This is a genomic window from Mesorhizobium sp. M7A.F.Ca.MR.362.00.0.0 (genome assembly GCF_004023175.1).
Taxonomy (GTDB): Bacteria; Pseudomonadota; Alphaproteobacteria; order Rhizobiales; family Rhizobiaceae; genus Mesorhizobium.
Genome location: NZ_RZTF01000027.1, coordinates 23853 through 35955 on the forward strand (window position 1 = coordinate 23853; position 12103 = coordinate 35955).

12 protein-coding genes are annotated in these 12103 nt (G+C 61.5%); 4 read left to right on the forward strand and 8 right to left on the reverse strand.

The window, feature by feature from the left end:
- Nucleotides 1–489 precede the first annotated feature (489 nt).
- The 4 genes from EOC06_RS44765 to EOC06_RS06335 form a co-directional block, all read right to left on the reverse strand.
- Nucleotides 490–624 carry a hypothetical protein gene (locus EOC06_RS44765; protein WP_281057994.1) on the reverse strand — a complete coding sequence of 45 codons (135 nt, stop codon included), beginning with the start codon at nt 622–624 and terminating at the stop codon, nt 490–492.
- 8 nt (nt 625–632) lie between these two features.
- Nucleotides 633–857 (reverse strand): KTSC domain-containing protein, encoded by a 225-nt coding sequence (locus EOC06_RS06325; RefSeq protein ID WP_164762603.1) that lies wholly within the window; start codon nt 855–857, stop codon nt 633–635.
- A gap of 545 nt (nt 858–1402) precedes the next feature.
- On the reverse strand, nt 1403–1600 hold the full coding sequence (locus EOC06_RS06330) for a hypothetical protein (protein ID WP_127266529.1): 198 nt from the start codon (nt 1598–1600) through the stop codon (nt 1403–1405).
- 104 nt (nt 1601–1704) lie between these two features.
- The gene (locus EOC06_RS06335; RefSeq protein ID WP_128307349.1) at nt 1705–2466 is read right to left on the reverse strand and encodes a hypothetical protein; all 762 of its coding nucleotides are present in this window, start codon (nt 2464–2466) and stop codon (nt 1705–1707) included.
- Between the two features lie 556 nt (nt 2467–3022).
- Between EOC06_RS06335 and EOC06_RS06340 the strand changes: the two genes are divergently transcribed.
- From EOC06_RS06340 to EOC06_RS06350, 3 genes are read left to right on the forward strand one after another with little or no spacing between them, the layout of a single operon-like run.
- Complete coding sequence (locus EOC06_RS06340; RefSeq protein ID WP_127266530.1) at nt 3023–3787, forward strand: ImuA family protein; 765 nt, start codon at nt 3023–3025, stop codon at nt 3785–3787.
- Complete coding sequence (locus tag EOC06_RS06345; RefSeq protein WP_128307350.1) at nt 3699–5222, forward strand: DNA polymerase Y family protein; 1524 nt, start codon at nt 3699–3701, stop codon at nt 5220–5222. Before EOC06_RS06340 ends, EOC06_RS06345 begins: the two co-directional genes overlap by 89 nt.
- Complete coding sequence (locus EOC06_RS06350; protein WP_128307351.1) at nt 5219–8485, forward strand: error-prone DNA polymerase; 3267 nt, start codon at nt 5219–5221, stop codon at nt 8483–8485. Before EOC06_RS06345 ends, EOC06_RS06350 begins: the two co-directional genes overlap by 4 nt.
- An 85-nt stretch (nt 8486–8570) precedes the next feature.
- Here EOC06_RS06350 and EOC06_RS06355 read toward each other — a convergent pair whose 3' ends face one another.
- The 4 genes from EOC06_RS06355 to EOC06_RS06370 form a co-directional block, all read right to left on the reverse strand.
- Nucleotides 8571–9425 carry an alpha/beta fold hydrolase gene (locus tag EOC06_RS06355; protein ID WP_128307352.1) on the reverse strand — a complete coding sequence of 285 codons (855 nt, stop codon included), beginning with the start codon at nt 9423–9425 and terminating at the stop codon, nt 8571–8573.
- A 154-nt stretch (nt 9426–9579) separates the two neighbouring features.
- Complete coding sequence (locus EOC06_RS06360) at nt 9580–10290, reverse strand: hypothetical protein (RefSeq protein WP_245469367.1); 711 nt, start codon at nt 10288–10290, stop codon at nt 9580–9582.
- A gap of 5 nt (nt 10291–10295) precedes the next feature.
- Nucleotides 10296–10889 carry an SOS response-associated peptidase gene (locus EOC06_RS06365; RefSeq protein ID WP_128307353.1) on the reverse strand — a complete coding sequence of 198 codons (594 nt, stop codon included), beginning with the start codon at nt 10887–10889 and terminating at the stop codon, nt 10296–10298.
- Nucleotides 10890–10903: 14 nt separating this feature from the next.
- Nucleotides 10904–11140, reverse strand: coding sequence for a hypothetical protein (locus EOC06_RS06370; protein WP_128307354.1), 237 nt, complete (start codon nt 11138–11140; stop codon nt 10904–10906).
- A gap of 235 nt (nt 11141–11375) precedes the next feature.
- Between EOC06_RS06370 and EOC06_RS06375 the strand changes: the two genes are divergently transcribed.
- Nucleotides 11376–12103: ArdC family protein (locus tag EOC06_RS06375; protein WP_128307355.1), on the forward strand; the 728-nt coding region annotated here is incomplete at its 3' end.

Below are 12103 nucleotides of genomic sequence, written 5' to 3' on the forward strand. Positions count from 1 at the left end.
GTTGAGCACGTGAAGGAATGGGGGTGATGCCGATTTTCGTCATCATCGACCTTTCGAGTATCGCCTGCAGACCAACAGGATGGATTTGGCCATGAAGGAAGCCGACCGGGTATTTCGTTGTTGGATTTCGACATACTCTCCCGGGCTCTTACGTCAGCCATCAGGGAGAGCCCGGAATCCGATTCGACGGTCCAGGCGCGCGAGCTTGTGCGCCTATACACCGGCAAAAAGTCAGCCGACCAAAATTTGGTCGCGGCCTTGCTTCATGCCAGTCGCGCCCAGCTGGACTTGGAAGCCATCCAAGGCCAATCGGCCCGGCAAGAATTGACTGAGTACCTGCATCAGCTCGACGCGTGTCGACCGGCTCGGGCTCCATGGGCTTGAACTTCAGAGGGATGCGCCGACTCGCATAGTGCGACTCAATTAGCACGCGCTAAAATGATTCCGGAACACTTTAGACGAATTGAATGTTTGATAGCTATGACGAAGCTATCCGACCTTGGAGCGCCGATCCCTGGTAAGGCGCACGACGGTGAGCCGGCCGACGAGCGCGACAATTTCATGACCTGTCCGGTGTGCGGCCAGCAGTTCGACATGCGCGACTTCCGCCAGGTCGCTTGGCACAATCTACCTCAGCATGTGCCACTGGAACCGGAGCTTGCCACGGGCCGGAACGCGAAATGGTTGCGGATGCGATCGTTGAAATAGCGGCCCTTGGCAAAGGCAGATTTGAAATCGGCGACCATCTCCGGCGGCACGTCCAGAAAGTCGTACTGCCTGCCACTCGCTACAAACCACACTGAGAGAACCCTGGTTTCCGGGTCGTATTCGAACTTGCGTATCGAGGTTGACGGCATGGTGCACCAAGTGTTGCCGGTGAGCGACCCGCGAGATGGCCCGCCCACTGAGAAAGCGGGAGCGGGCCGACCACGGCTGTACGTCCATGGCCATCATCGCCTCCACGGAAGGGACGGTGACAGCATTCCAACTCCCATTGGATTGCGGCGTTCCACACATAAACAAAAAGGCCCGCCACCTCTCAGCAGCGGGCAGTGTAGGTCGCTAGGATCACCCAGCGATAACTAAAGTACACCCCGTCTCGCCAAAAGAGAAATGTTAGATATCTCTAATGTACCATTCGGACCCCTGGGGCTGACCGTGGCGTAAATCCGAGGATATCTTGCGGAGGAAGTCGTGATCGATCGCAGCGGTAGTCCGTCAACCGAGCGCCGCGAGTCGTGCGCGAGAGCACTGGCTTCCGAGCGTTTCCTCCAGCCGAGCCAGTCGGCGACTGACAACGGATTTGCGACGCCCCGCCGCCCCGCCGCACGATGCGTGGTCCCTGCGTGATCTCCCGAAGGTCCTGGCTTCGGCTTTTCTGATCTGGCACATCGTCGGACACTCAGCGCGTCTTGCCGGAGCGAAGATGCATCTCGATCTTGTTGATGGCCTTGGTGAGGATATCGACCGCCTGCAGATTCACTGCGAAGTCGAAGTTCCCTTGCGCCGTTTCGAATATCAGAACGCCGACCTTGGTCTCGTCGTCGCTCATCATGCCTGTTCCAATGCCGGTCGGCATATAGGGTGGTTTTTCTGACATGGTTCTCTCCTCGGGTGCGGTGTGGGCTTGTCAGGTTTTTAGCCATCCAGCGTGCGACCTGGAGTGGCCAAGCAAGATCGATCGACGATGGCCGTGTAACCCGTTCACCGCGAATCGAAATGCATCGACTGGCCGCGCATCATCGCCAGGGTCAGTGCGATTGCAGGATTTGCAGGTGGCTTCTCCATAAGCAGGGAGCCGTCGAAATCGCGCCATGCCGCCATCCGCAATTCTTCACCGTCTTCGCTGGCTGCAGGATCGAAAACGTGGGCATCGTAGGGGTCCTGGTCAATCTCGATCGTCCAGTCCTTGAGCGCCTTGCGAGCCATTTCTTCCACTTGGGCGAGGTTGCTGGTGAAGAAGGGGATACGGTCGCCATTTTCCGAAAGCGGCTCGACCTGATCCAGCGTCGGCCGCTCGGGCACCCAACCAAGAACGAAGGCAATATCGAAATCGATCTGGCGGTCCGGCCCGGTCGTGGTCTCCAACCGGGTGACAACATCGGGATAGAGCTGTTTGCGCGCCGGCCACGTGTCCGGGAGCGCCTCGGCCTGCAATCTCGTTCGGGGCACGTCGATCAACTCCATGATCTGATGGCCCGGAACTTTATCCTCCGGCCAGCCCGCACAACATGCAGTCGTCGCAGCCTCGTCGGCTTCCATCCAGACCGAAGCAGCCTGGTCCTCGTCCTCGGTTGGCTGGTCGTCTTCCGGAAAGCCTTTGATATCCCAGCCTTCCAACGCGAACAAACCTTCCGCGCCTTGCAAAGCCGTAATCCCGGCGCGCGCGAAGACTGCTTCGGCTGCCGTGACCCCGCGTGCCAGTTCCTCGGGCGTTGCACCTTCAATGTTCAAGCGAAGTTCCATGGTTCGCCTCCATTATCAAACTCCCAACAGTGAACAAAATAAGAACAAAGGTGTCAATAGAATCCTGATGGCTTGGAAATAGGGTAGTTTTTTCAATAGGATAGCGTACATCAGGCAATCGGTTGAGGCTTCGTGCTCAATCCCAACGCAACTGCATTCATGGCCGCTGCTACACGGACCACCGCGGACGGGGACAGTCGGTCCCGCGTCCCGTCCTGCGGCCGGCGCTATGCTGACGCTCCTACGGCTGTCCTGTTAACCGCCCGCGGCGGGGGCGAATTTCCTCCGTCCCGCGCGCGACAATGTCCGCCATTGCGGACGCGCCCGGGACTGCGGTTTATACGCCGTTTTCCTTGTGCGCCGCCAACCCGGCGCGAACATCCCAACAGGACAGGTGGCCTCGACGCCTCGTCCTGCTGGCAAACGGTTCTTTCGGTGCCACCAGGCGGTCGCGACAAAATTTCTTCCGCGGCGCCACCTCGCCATGCCATTGACTCTTTATTAGGAAGGGAACAAATGAGGAACATTCCGCCAGCATGTCGCGTTCAGGGGACAGATGAGTGCATCGACGCCAAACGCTGCTATTTCCGATCTGCGAGGTCGCATTGCGCGTCTCGAAGGCGGTAACGCGCGCAAAAGAGCGGTGCTCCCATTCGGAATCTCCTCGATCGACAGTCATCTGCCAGGCGGGGGTGTGGCGCTTGGCGCACTTCATGAAGTTGCCGGCGGCGGCAATGGAGCGATCGATGGCGCTGCAGCGTCGCTTTTTGCAGCCGGGATTGCAGCGAGGACGCAAGGCAAGGTGCTGTGGTGCGTGACGCGCCAGGATCTGTTTGCGCCGGCAATCGCACAGGTCGGACTGCATCCCGACCGGGTGATCTATGTTGAAGCCGGTGACGACAAATCCTTGCTCGCCTGCTTCGAGGAAGGTCTGCGGCATGTCGGTCTTGGAGCGGTGGTCGCGGAAGTGGCGCGCCTGTCCATGACTTCCTCGCGCCGGTTGCAACTGGCATCGGAAGGCTCCGGCGCGATGGGCATCGCCATCCGCCGCTGGCGCCGCCAGACCGAAGCCGCCGATTTCGGGCAGCCGACGGCGTCTGTCACCCGCTGGCGGGTTTCCGTGCTGCCGTCGCGACCGCTGCCTGTGCCCGGCGTTGGTCGGGCGCGATGGCAACTTGAACTGATCCGGTCTCGTGGAGGGGAAACACTCGATATCGAAGTGGAGGCTTGTGATGCCAAGGGTCGTCTCGCTATTCCTTCCAAGCTGGTCGACCGACCGGCTCAAAAGGAAATTGGGCGACGTCTCGCCGCCACCGGATAAGCCTTTGGTGCTGGTCGGGCGGCACGGTAATCGTCGCCTGGTGACTGCGGTGGATCGCGCGGCACTGGAAGCGGGCCTGCGCGTTGGAATGCCGGCAACGAAGGCGCAGGCCCTCGTCCAGGGGCTGGCGGTCATGGATGCCGAACCTGAAGCAGACGCGCAGGCATTGGATCGGTTGGCCCTGTGGGCTTTGCGGCGGTACGCGCCGATTGTCGCAGCAGAACCTCCCGACGGATTGGTGATGGATACCACGGGCGCCGATCATCTTCATGGCGGTGAACGCTTGATGCTGGCCGATATGGTCGAACATCTCGGCAAGGTCGGCTTCTCGGCGCGCGCAGCCATAGCGGATAGCTGGGGTGCTGCTCATGCGGTGGCGCGATACGTGAAGCAGACCGTCAGCGTGGTCGCCGTCAACGCATCGCAGGATGCGATTCTTCCACTGCCCATCGCGGCACTGCGGTTGCCCGACGCAATCGTCAGGGGTTTGCGGGTTCTCGGCTTCGACAGGGTAGGCGAGCTTCTGCAGCAGCCGCGCGCGCCACTGACGTTGCGGTTCGGGCCGGAACTCGGCCGCCGGCTTGACCAGGCTGCTGGACGCCTCGCCGAGCCGATTGAGCCGGTGCGATCAGCGGATGTGGTCGAAGTCCAACGTGCCTTTGGCGAGCCCATCGGTGCGGCCGAGACAATCGCGCGCTATGTCGGCAAGCTTGTTCAAGCGCTGTGTGTCGATCTCGAGACCAAGGGCCTCGGGGCCCGGCGGCTCGACCTGCTGCTCTACCGCGTCGACAACCGCATCGAAGCCGTTCGCGTCGGCATGGCCTTGCCTGTCCGCGATGTGAAGCGGCTGACACGGTTGCTCTGCGACAAGATCGAGATGGTCGATCCGGGTTTCGGCATCGAGTTGATGCGCCTGTCCGCGCCCTTGGCGGAATCACTCGCCCCCAGGCAGACCGTTTCGTCGCTGATCGAGCAACGGGATGCAGACATCTCGGATTTGATCGACACACTCGGCAACCGTGTCGGTGAGGAAAAGCTCTATCGGTTTACCCCGGTTGCCAGCGATGTGCCCGAGCGATCTTTCCGGCGTGTAGCCGCTGCATCCGCTGAGACCGGCGACGCATGGCCAGACCATTGGCCGCGTCCGGCTCGCTTGTTTACCGTGCCGGAGCCGATCGAGGCCATTGCGCTGCTACCGGACCATCCTCCGGCGAGCTTCACCTGGAAAGGCATCCGTCGACGGATCAAGCGCGCCGATGGTCCCGAGCGGGTTTTCGGCGAATGGTGGAAGCGCGACGCCGAGCTAACTGCCGTGCGCGACTATTTCCAGGTCGAGGACGAAGCCGGCGAGCGGTTCTGGATTTATCGCGCAGGCGACGGCGAGGATACCGCGACCGGCTCGCATCGCTGGTTCCTGCACGGCATCTTCGGATGAACGCGTGCTATGTCGAGCTGCAATGCACCTCGCATTTTTCCTTTCTGCGGGGCGCGAGTTCATGTGAGGAACTGTTCGCGCAAGCAGCCAGCATGGGAATGCCCGCCCTTGCCATCTGTGATCGCAACAGTCTGGCCGGCATTGTCCGCGCGCACGAGGCTGCAAAGGCAACCGGCGTCAGGCTGATCGTCGGCTGCCGGCTGGATCTGGTGGAAGAGATTTCCATCCTGGTCTACCCGACCGGTCGCGCGGACTACTCGCGGCTGTGCCGCTTGCTGTCGCTGGGCAAGAAGCGTGGCGGCAAGGCGAAATGCGTGCTGCATTGGGCTGACGTTGTCGCCTATGGCGAGGGGCTCCTTGCAGTGCTCGTGCCCGACCAGGCAGATGACACATGCTCACTCTGGCTGCGCCGGCTGCGCGACGCATTTAGCGATCGCGCCTATATGGCGCTGACGTTGCGGCGCCGTCCCAACGAGGCGCTGCGGCTGCACGATCTGGCCAATCTTGCCGGACAGGCCCACGTGCCAACGGTTGTCACCAATGATGTCCTGTTCCACGAACCGTCACGGCGCATCCTGCAGGACGTCGTCACCTGCATCCGGCACAATGTGACGATCGATGATGCCGGGTTTCGGCGCGAGCGGCACGCCGACCGATATCTGAAGCGGCCCGATGAAATGGCACGGCTGTTCAGCCGCTACCCCGAAGCGCTCACGCGGACGATCGAGATCGCCGAGCGCTGCCGGTTCTCATTGGACGAGCTTGCCTATCAATATCCCGAGGAGCGGATGCTGCCGGGTCTGACACCGCAGCAAGCCTTGGAGAAACTCACCTGGGAGGGCGCGACGGAGCGCTTTCCCGAGGGCGTGCCGGACAAGGTCGTTGGCACGCTCAGGCACGAGTTGCAGCTCATCGAGAAGCTGCAATACGCGCCGTATTTTCTGACGGTCAACTCGATCGTTCGCTTTGCCCGCAGCCAGGGCATTCTCTGCCAGGGCAGGGGATCAGCAGCCAACAGCGCCGTCTGCTATGTGCTCGGCATCACCTCGATCGATCCCGACCGCAATGACCTGCTGTTCGAACGCTTCGTCTCGGAGGAGCGGCGTGAGCCGCCTGACATCGATGTCGATTTCGAGCATGAGCGTCGGGAAATCGTCATGCAATGGGTGTTCGAAACCTATGGCCGCGAACACGCCGCGCTCTGCTCGACGGTCATCCGCTATCGCTCGAAGGGCGCCTTGCGCGATGTCGGCAAGGCGCTTGGACTGCCCGAAGACCTCATCAAGATGCTGTCCTCGCAAGTGTGGGGCTGGTCGGACGAAGGCGTCCAGCCGAAACATGCCGAGGAGCTGAACCTCAATCTCGGCGACCGTCGCCTGCGTCTGGCGCTGGACTTGGCCAGGCAGCTGATCGGCGCGCCGCGGCATTTGTCGCAACATCCGGGCGGCTTCGTCCTGACCCGCGACAGGCTCGACGATCTGGTGCCGATCGAGCCAGCCGCGATGAAGGATCGTCAGGTTATCGAATGGGACAAGGACGACATCGACGCGTTGAAGTTCATGAAGGTGGACGTGCTGGCGCTCGGCATGCTGTCCTGCATGAAGCGCGGTTTCGATCTGCTGGCCGAGCACAAGGGCATCACTCTCGATCTCGCGACCATCCCTGCCGAGGATCCACGCACCTATGCGATGATCCGCAAGGCCGACACGCTCGGCACCTTCCAGATCGAATCCCGCGCCCAGATGTCGATGCTGCCGCGCATCAAACCGCGTACTTTCTACGATCTTGTCATCGAGGTTGCGATTGTTCGGCCAGGCCCGATCCAGGGCGACATGGTTCACCCCTATCTGCGCCGGCGCGAAGGCAAGGAAGACGTCGTCTATCCCAAGCCTGAGCTCGAAAAGGTGCTTGGAAAGACGCTGGGCGTGCCGCTGTTCCAGGAGCAGGCGATGCGGGTGGCGATTGAATGCGCCGGCTTCACGCCAGGCGAAGCGGATCAACTGCGCCGCGCCATGGCGACCTTCAAGCACACCGGTGGCGTTTCCAGCTTCGGCGCCAAGCTGATCGGCGGCATGGTGAAGAACGGCTACGAGCGCGAGTTCGCCGAAAAGACCTTCAAGCAGCTCGAAGGCTTTGGCAGCTATGGCTTTCCCGAAAGCCATGCCGCCAGCTTCGCCCTGATCGCCTACGCCTCGTCCTGGATGAAATGCCATCACCCCGATGTCTTCTGCGCCGCTCTTCTCAATGCTCAGCCGATGGGCTTCTACGCGCCGGCGCAGATCGTTCGCGATGCACGTGACCATGGCGTCGAAGCGCGCCCTGTCTGCATCAACGCCTCGCGTTGGGATTGCACGCTCGAGCCCACCGCCGATGACGGTCGGTTCGCTGTCCGGCTTGGTCTGCGCATGGTCCGGGGTCTTGCCAACGCCGATGCTGCGACCATCGTCATCGCACGCGCAGACCAGCCCTTTGCGTCGGTGGATGACCTCTGGCACCGCGCCGGTGTTCCTGCTGCCTCTCTGGTTGAACTCGCCCAGGCTGACGCTTTCCAACCATCCCTATTGCTGGCGAGGCGTGAGGCCCTGTGGGCGATCAAGGCACTGCGCGACGAACCGCTGCCACTGTTTGCGGCGGCCTCCGGCCGCGAGCAGCGGACGGTATCGGAGATCCAGGAGCCCCTTGTCGCGCTGCGTGCGATGACCGCCGGCGGCGAAGTGGTCGAGGACTATGGACATGTTGGACTGACCCTGCGCGACCATCCTGTTTCCTTCCTGCGCGCCGACCTGGGGCGCAAGCGCATCGTCTCGTGTCGCGAGGCCATGCAGGCGCGCGACGGGCACTGGCTCGAGGCGGCTGGCCTCGTGCTGGTCCGCCAACGACCTGGCTCGGCCAAGGGCGTCATGTTCATCACAATCGAGGATGAGACGGGCATTGCCAATCTGGTCGTGTGGGTCAAGGTCTTCGAAAAATATCGCAGGGTCGTGCTCGGCGCCGGCATGATTGGCGTTTATGGTCGCATCCAAAGGGAAGGCGAGGTGGTCCATCTTGTCGCTCATCGTTTGAGCGATCTTTCCGCCGATCTGGCCAGCGTTGGCGATCGTGAGTCTGCCTTTCCCCTGCCGCATGGCCGCGGCGACGAATTCCATCATGGCAGCCCGACGCCCGATCCGCGCGGCATGCCGAAGGGGCCGAGGCCGCGGAATATTATCGATCCCTATCTGCACATCGACCAGATCAGGGTGAAGACACGGGATTTCAAATAGGGCGGTGCAAGAACGGGTCTGCCGAACAATGGCTGGGTTCGTCGACACGCATGGGCGATCGCTCAATCGGTGCTTCTGTCGTTTTTCAGAGAAAGGCCTTGAACGCTGCTGCGAGAGCGGCGGGATTTTCTTCGGCGACATGGTGCCCGCTCCTGATTCCGTAGCCCCCCACGTCGTCGGCCCAGTGCTTCCAGATGGCAACCGGATCGCCATAAATCTGCTCCAAATCGTCGTCGAGTGACCAAAGACAGAGCATCGGACAGCGCACCTTCCTGCCGGCATCTCGATCTTCGCGGTCGTGGCGATGGTCGATCCTTATGCCAGCGCGGTAGTCTTCGACCATGCCATGGACGATGGCTGGATCGTGGATGAATGAAACCAATTCGTCATAGGCATCGTTTCCCATCTCATCTGGCCGCAAGTCACTATACCATGCCATCGGGTCTGCCAGGATGGCCCGTTCCGGCTTCTCGGGTTGAGCAAAGAAGAACCAGTGGTACCAATCGCGGGCAAAGTTCCAGTCGGCCCGTTCCAGATGCTCGATAACTGGCAACCCATCCACGGCAATCAGCTTTCGCACCAGGTCGGGATGGTCCATCGCCATTCTGAAAGCGACCAGACTTCCACGATCATGCCCGGCGACGAAGAAAGCGTGGTGGCCCAACCTTTCCATCACCTCCACCAGCGCCGAAGCCTTTGCCCGCTTGGACGAGAACCTGCTCTCGGGGTCATCGGCCGGTACGTAGGAGCGACCGAAGCCCGGAAGGTCGGGGCACACGATCCTGAAATCTGCTGACAGCAAGTCCGCGACCTGGCCCCACGTCATATGCGCGCGAGGATGGCCATGGATCAGAAGCAGAGGCGGCCCAGATCCGCCATGCCGAAGCCGTATCGGCCCGCCCTCGGTTTCCATCATTTCAAGCACGAAGTTGTCGAACATTGGCCATCCTCAAAAACGGGCTGTTGTCGGCTTGAAGAACTCCTTCAGCATGGAATGGTTCGGGACCGGCCAATCGCGACTGCAGATCGTTTCGGCTCCCGGTTAGCTTTCGCTCAGGGTCCATTGTGGACGCGCGAGTGGCTACAAGGCGGATCTAACGGAGCAGGCCCTCGTCGTCGAACGCGTCCCAGCCCTTCAACTTAGGCCGGGGAGCGTCATCTCTGGGGTTATTCCCGGCGCCGCGAACCTTCTCGCTACCCTTTCCCGCCCGCGTCAGGGCAGCCTTGCCGGCGCCACGTCGCCTGTTCTCTGTAACTTGCTGCGCGTCTTCTTCGCGCCAAAGGCTTGGCAGATCGCGATCAAGGATGTCCTCGATGTGCTTGGGATCGAACACGTGGAAGGTGACGGCCTTGGATCGACCGCGCATCTTCACGGTGCGGGTGCCAATGCTTTGCAGCCGTCCGTCTTTCAGCCACTTGTGACGCTCACGCGAAGAAATTGTGAGGATGTCCTCCGCCTCGCGCGGCAGGACCGGGAGTACTTCGATGGTTTCCAGGGTCTTGGCGATCTTGTTCGAGGCGGCCTCGAACTCTTCGGCATCGTCTTCGCGCATCCGCAATGTGATGCGACCCGTCTCGGCTTTGATGTACTTCCTCACCGCCCATGGCAGGCGGGCACGTATTTCACGCTCGATACCTTTCGTGCGCACCGACGAGCCAAGCGTGGCTGATGGCGGAAGTGGCCACTCGGCAATCAATGACAACGAGGTGCTGACGCTTTGGCGAGAGCCGCGATCTCGAGGGGCCGCAATTGCCGCAGCGATGCCGCCAAGAATCTTCCGTGTTTGCGCAAAACGCACCGGCATCTGAGCTAGTCGCTTCCTTGTCGCACGGTTTCTACCGCCAGCGACCCGGCCGGCAGGGCCTTCAACAGCTCCACCTCGGGTTTCGTGAGGTAGATCCATGCCGCCCAATCGTCCGGGCGCAGAACCACAATCTGGCGATTGTGGATGGGCGCCACGTCCGGGCCGGGTTCCGTCGTCAGCATAGCGAACGTCGGGGGCTTGTTGCCTTCGCCATCGCGCCACAGGCCGGCGATCGCCATGAACGAGGCGCCGTTGAGCGTGAAGCGATGCTTAGCCTTTGGAGACTTCTTTCCGGTGAATTCGAAGAAAGCCGACGCCGGAATAAGGCAGCGCTTGCTGTTGGAGAAGTTCCGTCCTTCCGAACGGAAGTTGAAGATCGGCCCGCCTTTTGGTCCGGAGGGCGGAAAGGCAAAGGTCATGCGCGTGAGTTCGATCGTGTCGCCGGCGGCGCGCATGATCGGGGCGGGATCACTGATGCGGACGTCATCCGCCTGCGGCAAATCCAGTTCGGTTTGATGGGGGGGAATGTCGAGCGCCAGTAATTGCATCTTCCTGCAATATTCGGCCCAGGCGATATGCTGCTCATAGTCGTTGCACATGGCTACCCACGCTTTCAGTCAGTTGATGACTTATAACAAATAACGCGGCTTGGCTGCGGCGCCACCATCGCGAGATTTTCCGCTATGCCCGAAATCTCGCGATCTGCTTGAGCATCGCGCGGTTTGTCGGTGATGACATCGCCGTGGCTCACAATGATGCGCTCAAGGTCAGGCCCACCAGACCATCTGCGGAAAGCCTGGCCCAGCGCCTGGCCGTCCTTGACAAAGAACCTCTTGGCAACACGCGGCATGCTGGGCCGGTCGACGCCAAAGCCAAGCACACGCGCTACAATGTGGGCACCAATTTGCGAGGGTCTTCATCCATACGGGCTTCCATCCCTGACGTGAGATCGGCCACGCCGATGCTACTTCCTGCCGCCGCTGGGTACCGAGATGGGTCCATGAGAGTGAGAGTGCAGACCGGGTTTGCCGTGACGGGTTGAAGGTCGGGAGAGAGGCTCCTGGCGCCCGTCGCGGAGAACCGCGATGCCCAGAAATACCGCTAGCGCCCGTTCCGGCAACGACCGGCCAGGCCTCTATACGGAAATCACCGACAAGATCATCGCCGAGTTGGAAGCCGGACGCATTCCATGGGTGCAGCCCTGGGGCACGGCGGCGGCAAAGGCGCCGCTCGCCATGCCGGAAAACGCGTCGACCCACCGTCGCTACTCCGGCATCAACATTCTGATCCTGTGGGGCGCGGTCATCGAGCACGGTTTCACCGGACAGAGCTGGCTGACATTCCGCCAGGCGCTTGGGCTCGGCGGCAACGTCAGGAACGGAGAACATGGCACGACCATCGTCTATGCCGACCGCTTCGTGCCCGACGATGAGCGCAACCGAGCCCGCGAGAGCGGGCACGAAGCACAGCCGGTCCCATTCCTCAAACGCTTCACGGTCTTCAACGCCGATCAATGCGAGAACCTGCCGGAGGACGTCGCCGCCGTCGCGCCACCACCTCTGCCGGGCATGATCGAACCGCAAGCAGAGGCGCTGATCCGGGCCACCGGCGCGGATTTTCGGATCGGAGGCAGCCGCGCTTTCTACAGCCCTGCGAGCGACTTCGTGCAGGTCCCGCCGCCAGCCGCCTATTTCGAACCGATCAACTGGCACCGTACCGCGTTCCATGAACTGGGGCATTGGTCGGGTCATTCCTCCCGCCTCGGCCGTGATATGACCGGTTGCTTCGGCTCGAAATCCTACGCGCGGGAGGA